Below are 23,807 nucleotides of genomic sequence, written 5' to 3' on the forward strand. Positions count from 1 at the left end.
AATATTTAGAATATCACCCAACAGTGCGCCTTAAAAATCCATCAGGCGATGCAGTAACCATCAAAACATCCGCTATCTTCTCGTCTATACAAAAATGTGTATTGGATTTAAGCCATTTTTTTACAGCACTTTTAGGGCTATTCCCTGGATTCCAAGGCCTACCCTTAAAGAATCCAACAGGCAAATCCTCCACAAACGTATCAAAAACCACACAATAACTATTTTCTGAAACCAAGGGAGCATAAGCATTTAACTCTGCCAAAACATGATCATGAGTATGCATTGAGTCCATCAAAACCATAATACGATTGTAACCTTTCGCCAGCTCATGAACTTGAGCTACGATTTCTGGCGCAATTGAAGATCCCTCTATCATTTCAATATAAGCAGACATTGGGTGAGACTCAATAGCACAACGATTATGCTCACGAATATCAATATCAATACCAATTACTTTTCGTTTTGATTTCGCCACATCAAAAGCCCCCCCCAAAGTAATCGATTCGCACATATCCAGCAAAGCCAACTGCGAGGCACTTTGAATAAGAGAACCACCATGCGCTACTCCAGTTTCAATAATTAAATCTGGCTTAACCAACCAAATCAATTGTTGGATAGCAATCATATCCTGTGGAAATTGAATAATAGGACGACCTAGAGAGGTAAAGTTATAAACATAAAATCGCCCCATTGCCTCCTGTCTCCATTTTTTTGACAGCTCAACAAACTTTTCATCCATTGCATTTCTAGTAACGCGCAGATCTCTTTCAAACTCAAACAACTCAATCGGATTCATTTTTAGCCCCCAAAAAAACTTAATGATTACCATATTTAATATGCTATTTAATTACTAAGCCCTGTCCAGTGGGTAATTCAAGGACATGATAGCCACGCTCTGCGAGCCATAGATCTTCTGCTTTTTTTTGATCACGATATGCTAGCCATCCATAGTCATCCAAAATCAATACAGCCCCTGGCACCATGCGATCAAATAAAAGTTCTAAAGCACCTATCTCTGCAGCCGCATTATTAAGATCAATATGCATAAAAGCAATTTTTCTAGGGGATACATCTAATAATATCTCGGGCACTCTCCCTTTACTTATAATTACATTAGGAAAATGAGAGAATCTTTCCTTGGTTTGCTGGAATAACAATTGACTATGTTCAGGCATGCCATGATGTGGCATTGTTGAGTCGTGCTCAAATAAATCATACAAGTAATAATGCCGATCAGAATGCTTTGAAAAATCAACCATATCACACATTATTTTTGCCGTAGTTCCTTTGTAACAAGCGCACTCGACAAAATCACCATCAAGTTGTAATCCTTTGCGAAACCCCCAGGCTATCGTTGAATATCGCCATAATAATGCTTGCTCAATAGCTGTTGTGGCATTAGTTCGATATGCCTTCATCAATGCCTCATCATTCATAAACCCCAAATTTCTGCCGAAAGTAAATAAATTATCACCTGCATAAATACCTGCAGGAGGTATCTGATGAATAGCCATCTGCAATCCGGCGCAAAATTTTTCGAAATCAGTTGCACCGAAGAAGATAGAACTCAAATAATTATTAACATCACTCATTTATTTCTCCCACTGATTGCCTATGAACAAACTTACATTTGAAGGAGTAAATGAATATTCTTCAACAATTCTGTTTATATCGATTACTGGAAAAGAAATCACTTTAGCTCCATCGGCAAATTCAACATTACATCCAAATGCTTTGCTCATTATAGCAATCAGTTGGCGATGACTCAGATTGCATCCACTGGCAACATTATATACATTGAAATTACCTTGCACTGTGATTCTGTAGATCAACTCAATTGCATCTTCAATTAGGACATAATCCTTTTCTGAATCTGGGTGACTCTGCAATTTAATCGACCCTGCTCGCGCATCACGCAACAGGCTAAAAAAAAACAAGTCGGAGCCCTCATTCTCTCCGCCAATAACATTGGATAAGCGCACTATCCTCACATTGCTGCGTCCAGAATTAAGACACAATGACTCTCCTAGCAATTTGGATAGATTGTAGAGATCGCTAGGATTTTGTGACCGAACCATAAGATCAGCTTCTTCTTGTGTCGACTCCGCCCCAGAATAAAGACGTGTCGAAGATAAATACAATAGCGAAGAAAAACGTGAATACTGCAATACTTGCTGTAAAACTCCCACGTGGGCCTGCACCGTTTCAAAAGATTTTGAACGAAAATCTGCAGTTAATCCAATAGCATAAACAACATATCCCAAGTCATCGGTAAAAATTTTAGGGTCATCACGATACGGTGCGAATACTTCATGCCCTTGCATCATTAAAAATTTACATAACGACCGACCGATATAACCAGAAGCGCCCAACACAGTAAATTTCATTTACGCTCACCAATTTTGCGTAATGGGTTACCGACGTAAACGCCATAAGCATCTAGCTCACCACGTATCGTCGCTCCTGCGCCAATCACGCAACCTTGTCGCAATATTGCTCCGTCCAGCAAAACGCAATTTGCACCAATCCAGACGTCATCTTCAACTCGAACCCCCCCCTTACTAGGCAAAAATCGCTGCTGACGAATCAGCTGTTTTTTATCTTGGTAAGCATGATTGACAGGGGCAAAAGTACAATTGGCAGCAATGGCCACGTCACGCCCAATCCAAATACCATTGCCAGTGTATAAAACACAGCCTGAATTAATAATCGAATTTTCCCCGACAAAAATATCGCCCGTACCACCTGCCGGTTTTATTTTTACGAAACTATCAATAACCACACCTGCCGCAATGCAAATACGGCTGCCGCGAACCGAATCTTCAATATCCGCCATATGCGAAACTCGAGCCTCAGCATGAATTTCAATCATTGTGCAAAATAACCTTTAAAGCCATCTTGAATTAACGGGTGTGAGGCATCTTTTGCCGACAAATTCTGTACGGGCAAGGGCCAAGCAATGGCTAGCGCACCATCTTGCGGATTAAGACCGCTTTCAAACTCCGCAGCGTAGCTGTTAGAAGTGCAATAAACTAAGTCGCATTGCGGCGTTAAAGCCTGAAAGCCATGCGCAAAACCTTCCGGTATCAGCAGTGCCGTATGATTTTCTGGGGATAAACGCTCTGCGTGCCATTGCAAATATGTCGGCGATTCAAGACGAATATCAACGGCCACATCCCAAACCTCACCATGCAGGCAGCTTACCAATTTCATTTCACCCTGCGGTGCATATTGAAAATGCAGGCCACGAATAGTACCTACCCCCTGAGTTTTCGAGTGGTTTATCTGCGCAATCGGCTTAATCCAACCCGCAGTGCGTAGCTCTTCGGCACAAAATAGGCGGCAAAAATTACCGCGAGCGTCGGTAATAGGCTGCCGTTGTATGACCTTAAGCCCCAACAGCTGAGTATCTTTAATCATAAAGCGACTCATTCACGCACTCCCTTGCTCATCATAAGAAATATTCCTCAATTTGATCAAGTGTATATCGCTGCATGCATTCATTGCCAGCATGCTCAGCTCGATACCATCCCGCCGTTTTCTCCAAGCTCTTCGCCAGATTCCACCGCGACTGCCAACCCAATACATGCTGCGCTTTGCTAGAATCCAAATAAAGTAATTGAGATTCATGCGATTGCTCGCCTGCCGTTGACAGCGCGAGCTCCAACTCTGGCCAATGACCCTGCAAGCGTTTTAATACATTAACAACACTCAGATTGTCTTGCTGCGACGGGCCAAAATTGAACGAGCTATCCACGCCAGCCTGACCGCATAAAAGTGCCTTTCCAAGCAATAAGTAGCCATGTAAAGGGGCGAGCACATGTTGCCATGGGCGGCTGGCAGCTGGATTACGAATTTGAAGCATTTGCCCTACGGCAATTGCACGGACAGCATCAGGGATTAGCCGATCAGCGGCCCAATCTCCACCTCCGATTACATTGCCAGCCCTGGCGCTGGCTATACGCACGCCTGAAGCATTAAAAAAAGAAGCACGATAACTGTTCACCACCAATTCGCACGCAGCTTTGCTCGCCGAATAGGGGTCGTGCCCACCAAGATGGTCGTTCTCACGGTAGCCCCAATGCCACTCCTGATTTTCATAACATTTATCGGTCGTAATAATCACTACAGCACGTACTGATGGACATTGCCGCACGCACTCAAGCAGATTCACGGTACCTTGCACATTCGTTTGCCACGTCAGCGCAGGCTCTATATAGCTGCGCCGCACTAGTGGCTGGGCTGCGAGGTGAAAGACGATTTCAGGCTGAGCCGCGCGCATTGCAGCCAGCATCGCAGTCGAGTCGGCCAAATCTGCCAACGTGTGCGACGACAAGAATGATTGGATATCGGCAATTCCAAATAAATTAGACTGGGTCTCTGGCACTAAGGCATACCCATGAATACTGGCACCAAGATGCCTCAACATAGCGGTCAGCCAGCCGCCTTTAAAACCGGTGTGACCAGTGAGGAACACTGACTTTCCTGCGTAAAAAGATAATTCGAGCGAGCCGTTTGCAAATTCATCAGCATTCCCGAGTGACAATACATCCCTGTGGGTAGACAGCATTACCAAACCTTCCACGGTGCTTTGCCTGAATCCCATAATGATTCCAGTAGATTTTTTTCGCGCAGCGTATCCATCGGCTGCCAAAAACCGAGGTGATCAAATGCCATCAATTGCCCAGATTGCGATAGGTGCTGCATCGGCTCCATTTCCCAACTCGTTTCATCGTCAGAAATATATTCAAGACAACGCTTATCAAGCACAAAAAACCCCCCGTTGATACTGCCGCCATCGCCTTGTGGTTTTTCGAGAAAACCAGAAACTTGCCCAGTTTCACTCCGCAATAGGGCGCCATATCGACCCGGCGGCTGTACTGCAGCGACCGTAGCTAATTTACCGTGCTGTTGATGGAAAGCAATTTCAGCGCTGATATCAATATCTGCCACACCATCACCATAGGTAAAGCAAAATGGTTCATTTTCATCAAGATATCTTGCAACACGTTTTAATCGGCCACCTGTCATCGAATGCTCACCCGTCTCAACCAAGGTCACTCGCCACGGCTCACTTTTTCGTTCATGCACTTCGATACTATTATTTGCAATATCAATTGTGACATCAGACATATGTAGGAAGTAATTACTAAAATACTCTTTAATTAGATATCCTTTGTAACCAAGGCAAATAATAAAATCATTAATGCCATGTGCTGAATATATTTTCATAATATGCCACAGCATCGGGTGCCCGCCAATTTGAATCATGGGTTTTGGTTTTAGATGACTTTCTTCCAAAATGCGGGTACCAAGTCCACCAGCCAAAATTACAGCTTTCATTGCCTTAACCTTTATCGCATCTGATAATGACAAAATCTAATAACATACTAAGCATAAAAAAAGGGCTCTACCAGAGTGGCAAAGCCCTTTGACTCAAAATCCAACGCTTTTATATATAAATCATGAATGCTTAGTGCAAAACTCTTTCAGATAAGCCGAGAATTCTACTCCCACTTCGTGGTGCTTCATTCCCAATTCAACCGTCGCCTTCAAGAATCCGATTTTGCTACCGCAGTCGTAACGGGTACCTATTAATTTATGTGCAAGGATGTGCTGCTCTTGCATTAGCGCGAAAATACCATCGGTTAGCTGGATTTCACCGCCCTTGCCAGGCTGTACGTGCTGCAGGTGATGGAAAATACGTGGCGTCAAGATGTAACGACCGACAACGGCTAGATTTGAAGGTGCTTCTTCAGGTTTTGGTTTTTCGACGATATTGTTAATCCGCAAGCGACCCGCGTTTTCAGCAACTTCAACAATACCGTAGCTACCTGTTTCCTCAACAGCCACTTCTTCAACGCCGAGCACCGAGCAATGCGTGTCATCAAACACGTCCACCATGCGTTTCATTTCAGAAACGCCGTTACCGTCGATCAAGTCATCGGCCAAAATCACCGCAAATGGCTCGTCGCCCACTACCGGTTTAGCGCACAGTACCGCATGCCCCAAACCCAAGGCTTCTGGCTGGCGGATATAAATGCACGTTACTGATTTAGGAATAATGCCACGCAAAATTTCCAGCAATTTAGTTTTTTGCTTTGCTTCCAAATCCGCTTCCAACTCGCCCGCTTTATCAAAATGGTCTTCGATACTGCGTTTATGGCGGCCGGTGATGAAAATCATCTCGGTAATGCCCGCAGCCAGAGCCTCTTCCACCGCGTATTGAATCAACGGTTTGTCGACAATCGACATCATTTCTTTTGGGCTGGCCTTGGTAGCAGGCAAGAAACGCGTCCCCATACCGGCAACGGGGAAAACGGCTTTGCGAATTTTTTGCATGGGATTTCCTGATTGAGTTTGACTGTGTGTGAGTAGGCCAAGGCGCAGTGCGGCACCCAGAACTTGATCGGATTGTTTGAGGTTCAATTCATCCGGCCATTGCGACACCGCCGAGCGGCCAAGGCCGAGGGCGTCCGCAAGGCGGGCTTGTGAACCAAAAATTTTTAGGGCTTCAGACTTACGCATGGCGTTATGTTTAATCATTTAAACAGCAAAGTCAACGATTAATTTCATTGAAACAATGTTCAATAATTTAAACACCACCCTATACTATCTAGCCACTCCGCTATTTCAATCCACGCTTGTCACAGAATATTAAATATCTGAATACAGCACAGTTCGGCAGATAACAATCATAAGGTATATTCATGTAAATCATCATAAACAATGAATACAGACCAATACCCATCAACCCAGTAATTGAATTAGATCTTCTTCACTCAAAACCTTCACTCCCAGCTCTTCAGCTTTTTGCAATTTCGATCCTGCCGCCTCGCCCGCAACCACAAAATCGGTTTTTTTCGATACGCTGCCAGAAACTTTGCCGCCAGCCGCTTCGATCATGGCTTTGGCATCGTCTCGACTCAATGTGGGCAATGTGCCCGTCAAAACCAGCGTTCTGCCACTCAACACGCCCTGCGGTACGGCCTCTGCGGCGGGCAATGCGGCCAGCAAATCGGTGCGCAACGTATCAAGCTGCAACAAGACCTCTGCCGCGGGCGTGGTCAGCCAATCGAAAAACGATTGCGCGATGTCTTTGGACAGACCTGCATCTTGCAAACGCCCAAGGCTAAATGAAGATAATTCGGCCAAGCTACTATTTGAGACGACCAAAGCATTACAACGGGCAGCACTCAGTTTTGGGATTTCTAACGCGGCCAATAATGCACCCAGTGTCAGTTTCTCACGCAAGGCAGGATTAGGGACATGCTCGCCTTGCGGCGTAACGCCCAAGGCCAAAAAGTCATCAATCACTTGCTGATTGTGGGGTTCAGCCAAGAATTCAGCCAATGAGTTAGCCACCGTGCTGCCAATATCGGGCAATAAACGTAATAGCGGCGCGGGCGCGTGGCGAATTCGCTCTAAGCTACCTAGCCAATCAGCCAAGGTTTTCGCGGTGGATTCGCCCACATGCCGAATCCCGAGCGCGAATATGAATCGCGCCAATGGTGGTTGCTTACTCGCCTCAATACCCACCAACAGGTTTTCTGCCCACTTGGTTGTCACTTGACCCGCTTTGACGCTTTCTGGCGTTGCGCCGTCGCGGTCATCCGCTCGGCGTTTCATTTCTAGAAAATCATCCAGCGTCAAACGGTATAGGTCAGCCAGGCTATTCACATAACCCAAATCAACCAAGTTATCGATATAGCGCTCGCCCAAGCCATCAATATCCATCATGCGGCGCGAGGCAAAATGCCGTACCGCTTCTTTACGTTGCGCAGCGCAAATTAGCCCGCCAGTGCATCGCGTGACTGCTTCACCCACTTCTCGCACCGCGTGCGAGCCACACACAGGGCACTGCGTAGGCAAACGATATGCGGGGTATTGCTCGACATGCTTTACATCAAAAAGGTCAGCACCTAATACATCGATCATCGGGCGTTTATCCAATACGACTGACACCACCTCAGGAATCACATCACCCGCGCGGCGCACCACCACCGTGTCACCCAAACGAATGTCTTTGCGCTCAATTTCATCTTGATTATGCAGCGTGGCATTGGTGACGGTTACACCACCGACAAACACTGGCGCCAGCCGCGCCACTGGCGTTAATGCGCCCGTGCGGCCGACCTGAATATCGATTGCTTCGATCGTAGTTAACACCTCTTCCGCTGTAAACTTTTGCGCCACTGCCCAGCGCGGCTCGCGCGTGCGAAAGCCTAACTGACGCTGCAAGCCGATTGAGTTCACCTTGTACACCACGCCGTCGATATCAAATGGCAAGTCATCGCGCAACACGGCGACACGCGCGTGATAGGCAACTAAACCTGCACCGCCCTGCACCACCTCACGAATATCGCAGACTGGAAAACCAAATTCAGTCAAAGCGTTTAAAACACTACTGTGCGTATCGGGCTGTAGCACCCAGCCTTCAATAGCACCAAGCCCATACCCATAAAAAGAAAGTGGTCGCTCGGCTGCGATTTTAGGATCAAGCTGCCGCACAGCACCCGCCGCGGTATTGCGAGGATTCACAAAAGTTTTTTCACCCAGCTCGCGCTGGCGTGCATTGAGTTTTTCAAAATCATCACGGCGCATATACACTTCGCCGCGCACTTCGAGTACTTTAGGAATTACCGCAGCGCCGCCCTCTGATTCACGCAAACGCAGCGGAATTTGCTTGATGGTGCGAATATTTTGCGTCACATCCTCGCCCGTCGCACCATCGCCGCGCGTTGCCGCTTGAACCAACACGCCGTCTTCGTAGCGCAAGCTGATCGCCAAACCATCAAACTTCAATTCTGCGGCATATTCAACCGCAGAGTCGGAGTCGCTTAACTCCAACTCTTTTCGCACACTCGCGTCAAACGCCAAAGCACCCTGCTCGCTCACGTCGGTTTCTGTACGAATCGACAACATCGGAATCACATGCGTCACGGGCGCAAATTGCGGCAAAGGCTGGCCACCCACGCGCAAGGTCGGCGAATCGGCCGTGCGTAGTTCAGGATGCGCCAATTCAATCGCCTGCAATTCTTGGAACAAGCGGTCGTATTCCGCATCGGGCACGCTTGGCGCATCCAGCACATAGTATTCATGCGCGTAACGATTCAACGTGCGGCGCAACGTTTCTGCGCGAGAGCTTAAATCTGACATTTTATTCTTCCAATAACAAACGCCGCTTCTGATGAGCGGCGCTGCGTGTTTCTAATGATGCAATGAATCACTTAAGCAAATAGGCGTAGCGCAGCTACCGAGCCTGGCGCGATACCTCGGTCGTCCATATCGGCATACAGCCCCGCGAGCTGTTTACGAATATTGGCCAAGCTGGCGGCATTGAGTGGCTTATAATTATCGTCCACCAACTCGCAATGAAGCGCGGTAGCTAAGTTTTGCGCAAAATCAGCCAAATAATCAAACACCGCTAAGCCACCAGCAACACGTGGCACGTCGAACAATAAAGTCAAACCTTGCGACGTCGACATCAACGGGCTTTGATCTTGATTGGCGAGCACGAACAGTGTCTTGCCTGAATCGCTGCGATATTGAAATGTGCCATCAGCATGATGACGAACCATGCCCGCTTGCTCGGCCAGTACACGTACTTTTTCCATCGGCAATGGTCGCGCACCAGCTGGAATATTCAAACCAATCAGCACATCAACCGAGGCACAGAATTCGTCCAATTCTTTGGCTAAATTAAGTTTGGCTGATTTTTGCGGAAAAGTGACCGATGCATCTAAATCATCACTAAACTGCTGCACGCCCATGCAGAATGCATTTAAGTTTTCTGGTGTTAAAGCACCTTGGCGGTCGGCCATTTGCAGGCCAATACGCAGCTCTTTAAAGCGACCACGCGTGGTGCTATTGAGCATTTCCCACTGTCTGTTTTGGTTTAAACCCAAAACCTGTACCCGTTTTGTCGCAGGAAACGGTGGGATATCCGCAGCAGAAATCGGTTCAGGTGCATGCAATTCGGCGATAAAATCCAAAGAAGGATCAAGCAAACTGCCAGCGAGTACAACTTCGTCGTTCACATCAGCTTGCACAGGTGCCGGCTTGAAAGTGGGCTCAATCGCAGCTTGTTCTGCCGCAGCGACATACTCTGGCTCAGTATCGAACGCTGGCTCACTATCTTCAATGATCTTAGGGGTATACGTCGAGCGATAGGCTGGCGGCATATCTGGCATGTCGTCCGGTATATCATCATTGAGTTGACTCTGTTGAGCAGCCTGCAAATGCGCGTCACTGAGTTCCGGTACATCATATTCGGCACGATCAAGGCGCGCTTCATCGTACTGCGCGGCACTTTCAGGAGCTGCCGTCGGCTCTAAAATAGGCTCTAAGCGCTGACCGTCGCCTTTGCGCACCATGTTTTTAGGGGTATTGAGCAAGGCATCGGGTTGATTGCGGGCAAAGGCTTTGTTGGCTTGCTTGCGATAGCGGTACTCTTGCCACCAATTGAATCCATACACAGCAGCCACAAAGCCACCGGCTCCGACTAAGGAATAAATCTGCAGCTCAGTCATTGTTTTATCTATGTCTCAACAAAAGCGTAATCTATTACGCGTTAATTATGGGGGCGTAATCATTTACGCGTTTATTATATTCTGCATCCTGCCGAAGAAGTACGACAAAAGTTTCCACACTTCGTTGCCGCGCATCGCCGTACTATTCGTACTATCTTCGGCGTTGTGCCTTGCGTGAAAACTTTTGCACCTTTACTTATCTAAAAGCAAAGCACCTAAATCGATTCTGGCTCACGCATTTTCAGCGCTTGCTCAATATCTACTGCCACAATCCGCGACACACCCTGCTCTTGCATCGTGACGCCGACCAATTGCTGCGCCATTTCCATCGTCAACTTGTTGTGGCTAATGTACAAAAATTGCGTGTATTGCGCCATTTTCTTCACTAATTCACAAAAACGTAGCGTATTGGCATCATCCAAGGGCGCATCCACCTCATCCAACAGGCAAAACGGCGCAGGGTTGAGCTTAAAGAGAGAGAATACCAGACTTAATGCTGTCAGTGCTTTTTCGCCGCCTGACAAGAGGTGAATGGTTGCATTTTTCTTACCCGGTGGCTGCGCCATGATGCTCATGCCAGCATCCAAAATCTCGTCACCCGTTAAAATCAATTCGGCATGCCCGCCACCGAACAAAGCTGGAAACAGCTCCTGTAGATTTGCATTCACCGTGTCATACGTTGCTTGCAGCAAATGACGCGTTTCTTTATCAATCCGCGCAATCGCTGACGCCAGTGTCGTCATCGCTTGCTCTAAATCCGCGGCTTGGGCGGCCAAATAGCCTTGCCGCTCTTGGCTGGCGGCAAGCTCTTCCATCGCCGCTAAATTAACGGACCCTAAGCCAGTCAGTTGCTGATTCAAACGCGCAATGTCTGCCGCTAGCGTTTTCACACTACGACCTAAAAGTGGTAATAATCCCGCTTCATCAACTGCCATTTCTAGCAGTTCAGCAGTAAATCGCTCTAAATTCAGCCTTGCTTCTTGCTCTAAGAGACGCATTTGATTAACGGCTTCGCGCTGTGCATCCAAACCCTGCTCAGCAGCCTGCTTGCTCGTTTCTTGCTCACGCAAGGCTTGAGTAAATTGATTGAGCGCATCGCGAGCCGCAGCGAGCAATTGCTCTTTTTCGGCGCGTGTGCCAATCGCAGCTTGAAATTGATCGTCAAAATCAGGCTCAACGAGAGACTCGCGCTCCTGCATCAGCAGTGCCATACGCTCGCTTTGCTGGCTTAACAGCCCTAGATTTTCTTGTTGGCGCTGCTGCAAACTACGAATTTTTTGCTCATTGCTTTGCAAAGCAAACGCCGCCGCTTGCGCGGCCCGCTCCATTTCTCGTACTTGCAAGCTATGCAGACTTTGCGACTGCTGCATACTTTCACGTGCGGTGCGTGTACTTCTCTCTTCGGCTTGCAAGGCAGAGGCACTCTGTTGCAAATCGGCCAATTGCAGTGTTAGTTGCTCAAGTAATATCGTCTCTTCAGAATTTTGCTGCTCGATCTCTGCCAACTCGGCGCTGATTGCTACATGGCGCAAGGCCGATTGCTGTGCCATATCATGTTGGCGCAGCAATCGATTTTCGAGTTGCTGTACAGTTTGTTTTCGGTGCTGCAATTGATCTTGAATAGTCTGTAAACGCTGTTGAACCGAAGAATGTTGTGACTCGACCTCAAGCAATTCAGCTTGCGCCGTGGCATAGCGCGGTCGCAATAAAGCTAATTGACTTTGAATATTGCGTAACTCTGCTTGCCGCGCCAAACGACCGCTCTCATTACTTTGCGCAGCAAAGAAAAACACCGTGTGCCGAGTCGCAATATGCCCTTGCTGAGTGACCAAGCACAAACCCTCGGCAAGTTGCGCTTGCATCGGTAACAACTGAGCCACATCGTCAACACACACAACAGAGGCAAGCAGTCCCGCTAGCCCCTGCAGCAACTCGAGGCTGCTCTGACTGATTTTTTCCAGCAGGCTATTTGCAGGCATTTTTGCGGGAACACCACCGATTGAGCTCAAGCCATTGGCGATAAAAACCTGACTCGGCGGAATTGACTGAGGCGAACTAGCAAGGAAACCCTGCAATCGAAGCCCTAGTATTGCCTCCACCGCCAACTCCCACCCTGCTTCAACGCATATACCATCAATCAATCTTGGTATATCGCACAAGCCTTCGGCACGTAACCAAGCTTGTAACTCTTCAGGATTTTCTTTTTCAGACAACACGTCCAGCAAAGCAGCTTCGCGCGCATCAAGTTGCACCAGTTCGTTCTGCAGCTGCTGCTGGGTTTGTCTGGCAGTTTCACGACTGTGTTTCGATTCCAGCAACTGAGCAGAGCAATCCTCGTACTGCAATTCAAGCTCGGCCAGTTCATATTGCGCATCCGCGATTTGCTCGGCCAAGTCATTTTCTTGCGCGGCAGGAGCAAGTCGCTGTAACTCAGCGGTGAGTTGAGCTTGCCGATACGACAAAGATTGACGATTGCGAGTTGCAAATTGCATTTGTTGCTCAAGTAATTTTTGTTGATTACTTGCTTCATTAAGTCGATCACGCAGCGCCTGCCACACGGCTTCGGCGGCGAGCATGGCTTGCTCTTGATCGGGCAGCGCTAAACTGGCTTCTTCAACTTTAAGATTGGCTTCTTCCAGTGCAAAACTTAAATCATTCAATTGCGCGGAAGACAAATCCAAATCAGCCGCAATCTGAGCTTTCGCCGCAACAAGCTTCGCACCGTCTTGCTCGCACTGATTAATTTGCGACGACAATCGCTCACGGCTTTGCTTCAGATGCAGCAGCGTTTGCTCCATCTTGGCCACTTCAGCATTGGCGGCATACAACTCGCCTTGCGCAGCATGCAGTGCATCGCTGGCTCCAAAATGCGTTTCGCGCAGCACTTCTAACTGCGCTTCTGACTCACGCACGCCTGCCAAAGCGGCATCGAGCGCTGTTTGTGCCTGCAAAAGATTTAATTTAGCCGCTTCGGCGTCTTTACTGGCATCGAGTTTGCGCTGCAGCGTTAAGAGCTGCTCTTTTTCAATAATTTGATTTTGCAAAGCTTGATAGTGCTGCGCAACACCCGCTTGGCTACTGAGGCGATCAATTTGGCCTTGCAACTCAAGCTGAATATCAGCCACACGGGAGAGATTGTCGCGAGTATCGGCGATACGATGCTCAGTTTCGCGGCGGCGCTCTTTGTATTTGGAAACGCCGGCGGCTTCTTCCAGAAAATGCCGCAACTCTTCGGGTTTAGCTTCGATAATTCGGCCAATCATGCCTTGCTCAATAATCGCATAGCCCGATTTACCGACCCCTGTCCCCAAGAATAAATCAGTAATATCGCGGCGGCGAACCGCCTGATTATTGATGAAATAGGATGAATCACCCTGCCGAGTCAACACGCGCTTGATGCTGATTTCGGCGTAACTACTCCAAGCACCGGCGGCCAAACCGGCGTGATTATCAAACACCAACTCAACCGCGGCTCGGCTCACTGATTTGCGTGTGGTCGAGCCATTAAAAATCACATCCTGCATCGACTCGCCGCGCAATTGCTTAGCCGACGACTCGCCCAACACCCAGCGCACAGCATCAATCACATTCGACTTGCCGCAACCATTCGGACCGCAAACCGCGACTAAATTACCAGGCACGGGAATGGTTGTCGGATCGACGAAGGATTTAAAGCCCGCTAATTTGATGTGGGTAAGTCGCACTGCAGTTAAGTATTTTGAATAACGATTTTCGGAAATTTACTCGAGAAATCTTGTGATTTTGCGGCGATCTTGACGGCAACCTTGCGGGCAATCGCTTTGTACAAGCCTGCGATTTCACCATCTGGATCATTGGCTACAGTGGGTTTGCCAGAATCGGCATTCAGACGAATCGACAAATCCAAAGGCAATTTACCCAGCAATTCCGTGCCGTATTCTTGCCCCATTTTTTCACCGCCGCCCTCTCCAAAAATTGGTTCCATATGGCCGCAATTGCTGCAGACATGCATACTCATATTTTCGACAATACCTAAAATCGGCACGCCGACTTTTTCAAACATTTTTAAGCCTTTACGAGCATCAAGTAGTGCGATGTCTTGTGGCGTTGTCACAATCACCGCGCCCGTGACCGGTACTTTTTGCGATAAAGTCAACTGAATATCACCGGTGCCTGGCGGCAAATCGATGACTAAATAATCTAAATTATCCCAACGCGTATCGTTCAAAAGCTGCGTCAACGCTTGCGTGACCATCGGGCCACGCCACACCATCGGCTGCTCAGGGTCGATCAAGAAGCCAATCGACATCACTTGTACGCCGTAGTGTTCAATCGGTTTGATATATTTATTTTCTGTCGTTTCCGGGTGCTGCTCAGCCACACCCATCATCGTTGGCAAGCTTGGGCCGTAGATATCAGCATCCAGCAAACCCACTCGCGCGCCCTCAGCCGCCAAGGCCAAAGCGAGATTGACCGAAGTCGTCGACTTGCCCACACCACCTTTGCCCGAAGCCACAGCGATGATGTTTTTAATGCCACTTTGCAATGGCAAGCCACGTGCAACGGCATGCGCCGTGATTTGGCTGCTCACCTTAACCTGTACTGAATCAACCCCTTCTAGCGCAGACAAAGCCGTCACGACCTGACTCTGGCGTGCAGCAAATTGGCTTTGCGCTGGATAACCCAAGACTAAATCCAAGCTCACCGCGCCATCCTGCCATTGCAGATTTTTCACGCATTTAGCGGCGATATAATCTTTGCCCGTATCTGGATCAATGAGTGTCGCAAGTGTTTGGCGTAATAAGTCGAGTTGGGATTCACTCACGGCGGAATTTCCTTGGCTAGGGGCTGCGGCGTTACGGCCGAGCAAACGATCGATAAATTTCATGGGGCTTCAATTCTCAGTGTCGACAATGCATAAGCTGCAAAGCCATTAGCAGATGCGACTTAATTGTCGTTTTTCAAGCAGCATCATCTTCATCGCCACCTAAATGCGCAGCACTTCGCCAATGGTAAGAAGCAACAGCATCATCTAAATGGGTATAGATTGCTTCTTCGCCCATCATCGCGGTAATGCCAAATCGCGCTAAATCATGCCGCAATGGTCGATTACAACGCGCCCACTTGATGCTGATGCGCTGCCACTCAAGTTCGGTCATCAAGGCCTGCAACTGCTCAGCCGCACTGACATCTAATTTCACAATCGCTTGCGCATCAATAATTAAACATTTCAAATTCGGACAATCCTGCACCAAATCGCGAATTCGAGTCACAAAGTAGCTGGCATTCACAAACATCAATGGGGCATAAAAACGATAGACCAACACATCTTCATGCGTATAGTCCTGCAGGCTTTTTTTATCATGACCCACATCATGATACCCAGTCCTTGTTCGTCGCAATATGGCATCAGCGGGATTGGAAAACATCCGAATCAAGTGCAGTAGAGACAGTAAGATACCCAGCAAAATACCTGGCAATACCCCAACCAGCACTACACCAACGGCAGTCGCAATAGCAAACCACCCCGACAAAGCATCTAAACGCCACAAATCGCGCAGGGCGGGCAAGTCGATCAACTGCGCGCCTGCTCGAATTAACAAAGCCGCCACGATGACGACGGGTAAATGATTGAGCAAATCGGAAAGAACAAACAGGAATAACAATAAAAGCAGCGCAGCCAATAAGCCGGCCAGTGGGCCTTGTGCACCAGAAGCATCATTGATTGTCGTTCTGGACTGACTGGCGCCAATCGCAAAGCCACCGGCAAAGCCAGCGGCGATATTAGCAGCACCCAGCGCCATAATTTCACGGTTGGCATCAATTTGCTCACCATGGCGCTGGGCAAAAGCACGCGCCAGCAAAATACCTTCTGGCATGGCCAACATCGTAATACCCACGGCGGTTGGCAACAGTGCAGCAATGGCAGAGAGGCTAAAAGTAGGCCAATGTGGCGCCAATGCATCGGCACTGGGCGCGCTGACCATGACAATTCCAAAACGCGCTAAATCGAGAAAAAAATCAGCCGTAATGACCAAAGCAAACAAAATAACTGTAATCGGCCACTGCGGTCGCCAACGATTTAGTAGCGCATACAGCATGAGGAAAAACAGACCTAAACAGAATGTAGGCCAATGCGTTTGCCCTAATTGCAGCATCAATTCCAGCATTCGCGGCGGAAAGCTCTCTTCTCTGAGCGACACGCCAAATAATTTACCGATTTGCGTGCCGATCAAAATCACCGACGCACCCTGCAAAAAACCAACCAACACTGGTTTTGATAAAAAATCAGCCAATACGCCCAACCGAGCCAGCGCCGCCAGAACCATCACTAAACCGACCAGTATCGCCAGCAAAGCAGCAAGTGCCAATGCTTGGATAACATTACCCCCTGCTAGTGGAGCAAGACCACCCGCGATCAACAAAGCGATGGCGGCGTCGGGGCCAACAATCACTTGCTTGGATGCCCTCATTAAGCCATAGGCCAACATCCCTGCAATCGCGGCCAGCAATCCAGCATGCGCAGGCAAACCGATCAATTCGGCATAAGCAATCACAGCAGGGATAGACAGCACGGCGACCGACAAAGCCGCAGCGCAATCCACTCGCCAATGGCGTGTTAAATCACGCCACCAAGCCACGATAGAGATGAAAATATTCGCCCCCGCTTAGAATTGCTTACCCAACATCATATAAAAACGTGCCTGACGATTATCGCCATAAGCAGCGCCCAAATATAAAGGACCTAAATAGCTGTCGTAAGCCAAGTAAACAGCACCAGAGTAATGCCAGCCATCATCAACACTTGAAGTCAGTTGATCATAAACACGACCAAACTCCAGCGCAGTACCAATATAACTGCCTGACAATAAGTCAATTGATTTAAGATATTGCGCAGAACCAAAAATAAACTTATCACCAACCATTTGCTGATAATTGTAACTCGACAAATTAAGGAAACCGCCTAGCCATTTCACATCAGAGAATAAAGGCGGCGTATTATAAGTATCCTGTGCTTTTAGTTTGAAAACCACCGAGTCCTTACCGACAGGAATGGCATGTCGATACACAACGCCATAAATTCCATAGTCTTCCATTTGATTTCCGACGCCTAAAGCATAATAACCATATGCATTTAATGACATACCATTTTTAGGGAAGAAGAAATTATCTAAATTATCATAAAATAAATTAAATCGAATACCATAGTCATGACTTGTAAAGTCTGGCAACTCAACTTGACCAATAGATCGATTACCTGAGTAGTTATTAAATACAGGCCCTACTCTTAACTCGGCACTATTTGAAATAACTGATCCAAAATCAATTCCAAACGATGATTTATTGTAAGTATATTCAGCTATATTTTCATCCTCAAGCCATAACGACAAAGGACCTCTAAAATACTGGTAGTACGTCGATATAAAAATTGACTCGTCAATCTTTAAAGGCTGATAAAACTCTGTGCTCACGCTGGCAGAACTCCCCATTTGCAACATAGTTTTCCATTCTGCACCTAAATCATTAATCCAAGTTCGACGATATTGTGCGCTAATATTCCAAGGATGCGAGCTCGTAAAATCAGTTGCAAAACTTAGACCAAAACGCAGATAGTTGGGGCCCCAACTTTTCTCGATCGGTAAAATAGATACCAGATCTCCATTAGTGCCCAAGCCTAAATCATAACTAATCTGGCTGTGATCGCCACGAGCATAGACATCCAATAAGTTCTCATGAAACTCTGTTGAATTTAATGGCTCATCAATTTGAATATCGAGCACTTTCTTGAGAACCTCAGGATTGACGACATTGCCGCGATCAATGGCGACCTCTCTCACCTGCTTAGGTTGCAAGCGCATTGTTGTGCGGCGCTCAAGCCATTTATCATATTCTTCGGCGGGCACAGAGAATTGACTTAATTGCGGCAAAGCATTCAATGCCGCCGTGGTACCAATTTGGATCAATTCAGCGCCTTTCGCAAAGTCCGCTGATGATAAAGCGCCAAATTCAGGAGAAATCAAAACATCGTTTTTAGTCAAACTGGCTAATTGCGGCTGAACGTTTTGAATCATCATCAAGCGAGTGTATTGATCGGCAACTGAAAAGATATTTCGAATTTGGGGGGCTTTAAGCGGCGCAGAACCAACGTCAATCGCAATCACCACATCAGCGCAAGTATCGCGGGCTACATCAATAGGTAAATTACGAACTAAGCCGCCATCCACTAAATAGCGCCCCCCTGCCTCAACCACAGGAAAAACACCAGGTACAGACATACTGGCACGCATCGCCGTAACGAGGTCACCGTCTTTTTGCACCACCATCTCGCCAGTTTCAAAATCAGTGGCAATGGCACGATAAGGAATGCCTAATTGATCAAAATTAGCCACGGTGCCAGCAAATGTGAGTTCACGAAGGAAAAACCCAATTTTTTGCGTGCTGATGGCTGAGTCGGGCAGTTTTAGCTCCCCTTTATCACTCAAGCCAAGCTCAACCAAGAGCGAATAACGTGAATCTTGTTTTTGCCGAAATGTATTGCTTTGCCTTGGCAAAGATGTGCTTAACAAATCATCCCAGTCCGCCTTTTGAATTCGTTCTTCCATTTCGGCAGGCGTTCGTCCTGTCGCATAGGCCGCCCCCACCAAGGAGCCAATACTAGTACCCACTACACAATCGATCGGAATACGATTCTCTTCCAAGACTTTGAGTACACCCACATGAGCAAAACCACGCGCACCGCCACCACCTAAAACCAAGCCAATGCGTGGTCGCTCAGCAATCGCTTGAGTTGATATTAAAAAGCATGGCAAAGCGAACAAAACAAATTTTATAAGTCGCAAACGTTTCGATCTCGTCATTTTTTCATCCTACAATTAATCGTCATTCTATAAATTTGAGGCAAATGCCATGCGCTTACTTTCTCATCGTGGCTTATCCAGCCAACATCCAGAAAACACGATTGCTGCGTTTGCTGCCGCCCTCAGTGTTGGATTTGATGGGCTTGAAACGGACGTGAGACTTTCCGCTGATGGTGAAGCCATTTTGTATCACGATAGACTCAGCCCAACAGGGCAAGCGGTAGCGGGCTTAACACGTAGAGAATTATCGCATCAAGCAGGCTATATCGTACCGACCTTGAGTGAAGCATTAGAGGCATTTCCGGCTGCTTTTTGGAATGTCGAGCTAAAAACACCTGCGTGTATGCCCAGCGTGATGGCTTACATATCGAGTGTTCAGCATAAAACACCGATTTTGCTATCCTCATTTTGTCATCCGCTAGTCTTTGAAGCAGCTAATACCCTAGATGTGTATTGCGCACTACTGCTTTCCCATCGTCCACTTTCAGTCAATACCCTGTTAGAAGGTACAATTCACAATCCACGCTTGCGCACCTTAGTATGGGATTTTGATATTCTGGACCCTGACTTTTTATTAGAAACGCGGCAGCTCGGATTTTCGCACTACGTATATGGAGCAGCGAATCAAAATGAGCATCAATGGTGTAGCGAATTTGGTATAGATGGCCTAATCACCGATTATCCCAGCATGGTCGGCTTAGCCAGTAAACCGCCACTAAGCACTTAAACAACCGGCATCAACTAAAAACCCCCTAAAAAACCCCCTCCCTATGCCGCAAAAAAACCATGCACATCAAGATTTTATGCGTTTCACATTAAAGTAAATAACTAAAGCGTCGATAATTACTCAAACAATTTAAGATTGATGATCATGCCTATTTATACCACCACATCGGTCCAGCACTCGCTTCAGCAATTAGCGCCCAATAACGCATCACAAAAAAACAGCAATCAAACAGCTACTGGCTTAGTTGCAGCCCTATGTGGCTTGCACCAAAAACATTTAATGAATCATCCATTTTATTTAAAAAATAATAAGTAGTAATTTATTTTAAGCAATAAAAAAGCCAATCAATTCGATTGGCTTTTTTATTATCATCATTTTAACGCTTTAATTTTAGTGCCGCTAATTGATCTGCCATTGCTCCCAGTTTTGACTCAACGGGAGCCACAATCTTTCGCTCTCGCTGCGTCATCGGCTGCGCGCTCACACTACTGGCTTGCTCCCGCGCAACTTCATTCAAGCGCATCGTTAAGGCAATCCGTTTGCGCGGCACGTCGATTTCGGTCACTTTCACCTTTACCACATCGCCGGCTTTGACGACTTCACGTGGATCTTTGACAAATCGCGCTGCCAAGCACGAAATATGTACCAAACCATCTTGATGCACGCCAATATCCACAAAAGCACCAAAGTTCGTCACATTGCTGACAACGCCTTCGAGCACCATATCGACTCGCAAGTCTTTGATGTCTTCCACCCCATCAGCAAAGGTTGCTGTCTTAAATTCAGGACGCGGATCGCGGCCGGGTTTTTCAAGCTCAGCCAAAATATCTTTGACCGTCGGGAATCCAAATTGGCTGTCGACCAAATCTGCAGGATTGAGTTGCTGTAAGAGCGCTTTATCGCCAATGATGTTGCGAATATTTTTATTCAACTTAGCAATAATTTTTTCCACCACTGGATAGGCTTCTGGATGCACTGCCGAAGCATCAAGCGGATTATCACCCTGATTAATTCGCAAAAATCCCGCCGCCAGCTGAAAAGCTTTATCACCTAAACGTGGCACTTTGAGTATCGACTTTCGATTGGCAAACGCACCATGTGCATCACGGTATGTGACCACATTATTTGCCATTGTTTGGCTTAAGCCCGATACCCTAGCAAGCAAAGCTGCTGATGCAATATTTACATCAACACCAACGGCATTCACGCAATCCTCCACGACGGAGTCCAGCATTCGCGCTAATTCATTTTGATTCACATCGTGCTGATATTGCCCGACGCCAATCGCTTTTGGATCAATCTTCACCAACTCGGCCAATGGGTCTTGCAAGCGTCGCGCAATCGACACTGCGCCGCGAATCGACACATCCAAGTCTGGAAACTCTTTCGCCGCCAATTCCGATGCGGAGTACACCGAAGCTCCCGCTTCAGACACAACGATTTTTGCGGGCTTTTTCAGACCCGCCTTAGCCAGCTGCTCAATGAGTTCTGCGGCTAATTTATCGGTTTCACGGCTAGCTGTGCCATTGCCAATGGCAATTAACTCAACGGCATGTGTTTTACACAAGCGCGCCAACACGACCAAGGATTGATCCCAATCGCGACGCGGCTCGTGCGGATAAATCGTTTCATGCGCGACAAATTTTCCTGTCGCATCAACCACCGCCACTTTTACACCTGTTCGTAAGCCCGGATCCAAACCCAATGTCGCACGCGGACCAGCGGGTGCAGCCAGCAGCAAATCTTTTAAATTCAAGGCAAACACGCGAATCGCCTCTAAATCGGCCCGCTCACGCGCCGCAGTGAGCAATTCGCCTTCGAGCGAAAGGGCGATTTTGGCTCGCCATGCCAAGCGCACTGTATCGTTCAGCCATTTATCCGCAGGTCGATTTTGCTGACTAATACCCACGTGCTGGGCAATCATCAGCTCGCAGCGATTTGGCGTAGCCATCCGCCCCCCCGCTTCAATTTCTTCGGGCAACATTAAATTAAGTGACAAGATGCCTTCATTACGTCCACGAAGCACCGCTAAAACGCGATGCGATGGCATCGCCGCCAAACTCTCAGCAAAGTCAAAATAATCGGTAAACTTAGCGCCTGCGCTTTCTTGCCCCGCAATCACCGTCGTTTTGAGCTTGCCTTCACGCTGCACATGCGTGCGCAGCGCGCCAATCAGCGCAGCATCTTCGCTCCACATCTCAAGCAAAATCGCTCTTGCGCCATCGAGTGCCGCTTTGCTGTCCTGTACACCTTTTTCTGCATCAATAAAGCGCTGCGCTGCGATTTCTGGATTTTGCTGCGGGTCATTCAGCAATAAATCAGCCAAAGGTGCCAAACCTGCTTCACGGGCGATTTGCGCTTTGGTGCGACGTTTTTGCTTAAAGGGAAGGTATAGGTCCTCAAGCCTTTGTTTGTTATCCGCCTCGAGCAATACCCTTTCTAATTCAGGCGTCAGTTTATCTTGTTCACGAATCGCATTGATGACTGCCGTGCGGCGATCTTCCAATTCACGCAAATAGCGTAAACGCTCTTCCAAAAGTCGCATTTGCGTATCATCTAAACCACCCGTCGCCTCTTTACGGTAGCGCGAAATAAACGGCACGGTGGCACCTTCATCCAGCAAAGCGACAGCAGCAGCAACCTGAGGCTCACGACAAGCAAGTTCGATAGCAAGACGTTGAAAAATGGACTTCATCAGCACGGCAACCTAAGACAAACAATCAAGAGCGCCATTGTAATGCAAGCGGCACGTGGCGTTGCACACACACAAACAATCGGGGTGGTTAAAGTGACTTCAGGTAGAATACAATTGCATTTCAAGCCAGATTGATGACAGCCGTCATCACTGATCGGCAACTCAGCCAACACGAGTTCAAAGTCAGTAATGACCATAACGGGAAGAGATCAATGACTGTAATTGCCGTGTTTAACATGAAGGGTGGTGTCGGTAAAACCACAGTGGCTGCTAATTTAGCCGCGGCGATTGCGAAAAACGGCGTTGAACCGTTGCTCATCGACCTAGACCCGCAAGCCCATCTGACCTCGATGTATGGCATCAAAACCAATAGCAGCAAAAGTGTTTATCGCTTCTATCAAGGCCTGAGTTCGCTCTCTGATTTAGTTGTTCCACTCGATACTGGCATTCAATTTGTGCCATCCCACTTAGAGCTCGGCAAAGTCGACGCACAAGTCACGCGGCATCGCGACAATATCTGGCGGCTCAAATTGGGCCTGAATGCGGAAATGCTTTCCGGCAGTGGGCTACCGATTATTATCGACTGCACGCCAATGCTGGGGGTTGTGGCATTTTCGGCACTGTTTGCCGCCGATATTATTTTGGTCCCCGTTGCGGCGGAGTATTTGGCTTTAAACGGTGCGATGCAGCTCTCGCAAACGCTATTTGGTCTAGAAAAATTTCAATCCAGAAAGCCGCGCCGCTATGTGGTCAATCGTTATGTACCGAATCAAATCACAGCGGAAACCGTAGCCGGTCAATTAATGCGGCATTTTCCGGGTGAAGTGCTCAAAACCCGCATCCGCGAACAAGAAGCTTTGGCTGCAGCAGTCGGATCTGGCAGTAATATTTTTGATTTTGCACCGGCTTCCAATGCGGCGGCTGACTTTACCTTTTTGCTTGATGAACTGATTGAAAACAATCTGATTTCTTTATCTCGTGACTTGCCATTTGGCGCAGATTAAACAAGCTGATTC

17 protein-coding genes are annotated in these 23,807 nt (G+C 47.7%); 2 read left to right on the plus strand and 15 right to left on the minus strand.

What is annotated here, in order from left to right; genetic code table 11:
* Positions 1-13 precede the first annotated feature (13 nt).
* The 14 genes from K4H28_RS07370 to K4H28_RS07435 form a co-directional block, all read right to left on the minus strand.
* A complete protein-coding gene (locus tag K4H28_RS07370) occupies positions 14-796 on the minus strand; it encodes a cephalosporin hydroxylase family protein (RefSeq protein WP_221007725.1) in 783 nt (260 codons plus the stop codon).
* A 43-nt stretch (positions 797-839) separates the two neighbouring features.
* Complete coding sequence (locus K4H28_RS07375; RefSeq protein ID WP_221007726.1) at positions 840-1,592, minus strand: TylF/MycF/NovP-related O-methyltransferase; 753 nt, start codon at positions 1,590-1,592, stop codon at positions 840-842.
* Positions 1,593-2,387 carry an NAD-dependent epimerase/dehydratase family protein gene (locus K4H28_RS07380; protein ID WP_221007727.1) on the minus strand — a complete coding sequence of 265 codons (795 nt, stop codon included), beginning with the start codon at positions 2,385-2,387 and terminating at the stop codon, positions 1,593-1,595.
* Positions 2,384-2,872, minus strand: a complete 489-nt coding sequence (locus tag K4H28_RS07385) for an acyltransferase (RefSeq protein ID WP_221007728.1) — start codon at positions 2,870-2,872, stop codon at positions 2,384-2,386. The genes K4H28_RS07380 and K4H28_RS07385 overlap by 4 nt, the downstream gene beginning before the upstream one ends.
* Complete coding sequence (locus K4H28_RS07390; protein WP_221007729.1) at positions 2,869-3,432, minus strand: dTDP-4-dehydrorhamnose 3,5-epimerase family protein; 564 nt, start codon at positions 3,430-3,432, stop codon at positions 2,869-2,871. Before K4H28_RS07390 ends, K4H28_RS07385 begins: the two co-directional genes overlap by 4 nt.
* Before the next feature lie 19 nt (positions 3,433-3,451).
* Entirely contained in the window at positions 3,452-4,570 is a 1,119-nt protein-coding gene (rfbG, locus tag K4H28_RS07395; RefSeq protein WP_221007730.1) for a CDP-glucose 4,6-dehydratase, read from the minus strand.
* Complete coding sequence (rfbF, locus tag K4H28_RS07400; protein WP_221007731.1) at positions 4,570-5,343, minus strand: glucose-1-phosphate cytidylyltransferase; 774 nt, start codon at positions 5,341-5,343, stop codon at positions 4,570-4,572. Before rfbF ends, rfbG begins: the two co-directional genes overlap by 1 nt.
* 120 nt (positions 5,344-5,463) lie before the next feature.
* The gene (gene galU, locus K4H28_RS07405; protein ID WP_221007982.1) at positions 5,464-6,342 is read right to left on the minus strand and encodes a UTP--glucose-1-phosphate uridylyltransferase GalU; all 879 of its coding nucleotides are present in this window, start codon (positions 6,340-6,342) and stop codon (positions 5,464-5,466) included.
* Positions 6,343-6,750: 408 nt separating this feature from the next.
* Complete coding sequence (gene ligA / locus K4H28_RS07410; RefSeq protein ID WP_221007732.1) at positions 6,751-9,159, minus strand: NAD-dependent DNA ligase LigA; 2,409 nt, start codon at positions 9,157-9,159, stop codon at positions 6,751-6,753.
* A gap of 71 nt (positions 9,160-9,230) precedes the next feature.
* Positions 9,231-10,532 (minus strand): cell division protein ZipA C-terminal FtsZ-binding domain-containing protein, encoded by a 1,302-nt coding sequence (locus K4H28_RS07415; RefSeq protein ID WP_221007733.1) that lies wholly within the window; start codon positions 10,530-10,532, stop codon positions 9,231-9,233.
* Between the two features lie 215 nt (positions 10,533-10,747).
* Positions 10,748-14,236 carry a chromosome segregation protein SMC gene (smc, locus tag K4H28_RS07420; RefSeq protein ID WP_221007734.1) on the minus strand — a complete coding sequence of 1,163 codons (3,489 nt, stop codon included), beginning with the start codon at positions 14,234-14,236 and terminating at the stop codon, positions 10,748-10,750.
* A gap of 5 nt (positions 14,237-14,241) precedes the next feature.
* On the minus strand, positions 14,242-15,399 hold the full coding sequence (gene apbC / locus K4H28_RS07425) for an iron-sulfur cluster carrier protein ApbC (protein ID WP_221007735.1): 1,158 nt from the start codon (positions 15,397-15,399) through the stop codon (positions 14,242-14,244).
* A 73-nt stretch (positions 15,400-15,472) separates the two neighbouring features.
* The gene (locus K4H28_RS07430; RefSeq protein WP_221007736.1) at positions 15,473-17,152 is read right to left on the minus strand and encodes a SulP family inorganic anion transporter; all 1,680 of its coding nucleotides are present in this window, start codon (positions 17,150-17,152) and stop codon (positions 15,473-15,475) included.
* 27 nt (positions 17,153-17,179) lie between these two features.
* On the minus strand, positions 17,180-19,369 hold the full coding sequence (locus K4H28_RS07435; RefSeq protein WP_221007737.1) for a patatin-like phospholipase family protein: 2,190 nt from the start codon (positions 19,367-19,369) through the stop codon (positions 17,180-17,182).
* Positions 19,370-19,418: 49 nt separating this feature from the next.
* On the opposite strand from K4H28_RS07435, the gene K4H28_RS07440 reads away from it, so the two are divergent.
* Complete coding sequence (locus K4H28_RS07440; RefSeq protein WP_221007738.1) at positions 19,419-20,096, plus strand: glycerophosphodiester phosphodiesterase; 678 nt, start codon at positions 19,419-19,421, stop codon at positions 20,094-20,096.
* A 376-nt stretch (positions 20,097-20,472) separates the two neighbouring features.
* On the opposite strand, the gene K4H28_RS07445 is transcribed toward K4H28_RS07440, so the two are convergent.
* A complete protein-coding gene (locus tag K4H28_RS07445; protein WP_221007739.1) occupies positions 20,473-22,791 on the minus strand; it encodes a Tex family protein in 2,319 nt (772 codons plus the stop codon).
* Between the two features lie 212 nt (positions 22,792-23,003).
* Here K4H28_RS07445 and K4H28_RS07450 point away from each other — a divergent pair, with 212 nt between their 5' ends.
* Positions 23,004-23,795 (plus strand): ParA family protein, encoded by a 792-nt coding sequence (locus tag K4H28_RS07450; protein ID WP_221007740.1) that lies wholly within the window; start codon positions 23,004-23,006, stop codon positions 23,793-23,795.
* Positions 23,796-23,807 lie beyond the last annotated feature (12 nt).

The sequence above is a fragment of the Deefgea tanakiae genome, assembly GCF_019665765.1.
Taxonomy (GTDB): domain Bacteria; phylum Pseudomonadota; class Gammaproteobacteria; order Burkholderiales; family Chitinibacteraceae; genus Deefgea; species Deefgea tanakiae.

Coding starts and splice junctions, on each gene's coding strand:
- K4H28_RS07440 (WP_221007738.1), top strand. CDS start 19,419: ATGCGCTTACTTTCTCATCGTGGCTTATCCAGCCAACATCCAGAAAAC.
- apbC (WP_221007735.1), bottom strand. CDS start 15,399: ATGAAATTTATCGATCGTTTGCTCGGCCGTAACGCCGCAGCCCCTAGC.
- K4H28_RS07385 (WP_221007728.1), bottom strand. CDS start 2,872: ATGATTGAAATTCATGCTGAGGCTCGAGTTTCGCATATGGCGGATATT.
- K4H28_RS07375 (WP_221007726.1), bottom strand. CDS start 1,592: ATGAGTGATGTTAATAATTATTTGAGTTCTATCTTCTTCGGTGCAACT.
- galU (WP_221007982.1), bottom strand. CDS start 6,342: ATGCAAAAAATTCGCAAAGCCGTTTTCCCCGTTGCCGGTATGGGGACG.
- rfbF (WP_221007731.1), bottom strand. CDS start 5,343: ATGAAAGCTGTAATTTTGGCTGGTGGACTTGGTACCCGCATTTTGGAA.
- ligA (WP_221007732.1), bottom strand. CDS start 9,159: ATGTCAGATTTAAGCTCTCGCGCAGAAACGTTGCGCCGCACGTTGAAT.
- K4H28_RS07390 (WP_221007729.1), bottom strand. CDS start 3,432: ATGAGTCGCTTTATGATTAAAGATACTCAGCTGTTGGGGCTTAAGGTC.
- K4H28_RS07435 (WP_221007737.1), bottom strand. CDS start 19,369: ATGACGAGATCGAAACGTTTGCGACTTATAAAATTTGTTTTGTTCGCT.
- K4H28_RS07370 (WP_221007725.1), bottom strand. CDS start 796: ATGAATCCGATTGAGTTGTTTGAGTTTGAAAGAGATCTGCGCGTTACT.
- K4H28_RS07450 (WP_221007740.1), top strand. CDS start 23,004: ATGACTGTAATTGCCGTGTTTAACATGAAGGGTGGTGTCGGTAAAACC.
- rfbG (WP_221007730.1), bottom strand. CDS start 4,570: ATGCTGTCTACCCACAGGGATGTATTGTCACTCGGGAATGCTGATGAA.
- K4H28_RS07415 (WP_221007733.1), bottom strand. CDS start 10,532: ATGACTGAGCTGCAGATTTATTCCTTAGTCGGAGCCGGTGGCTTTGTG.
- K4H28_RS07380 (WP_221007727.1), bottom strand. CDS start 2,387: ATGAAATTTACTGTGTTGGGCGCTTCTGGTTATATCGGTCGGTCGTTA.
- K4H28_RS07445 (WP_221007739.1), bottom strand. CDS start 22,791: ATGAAGTCCATTTTTCAACGTCTTGCTATCGAACTTGCTTGTCGTGAG.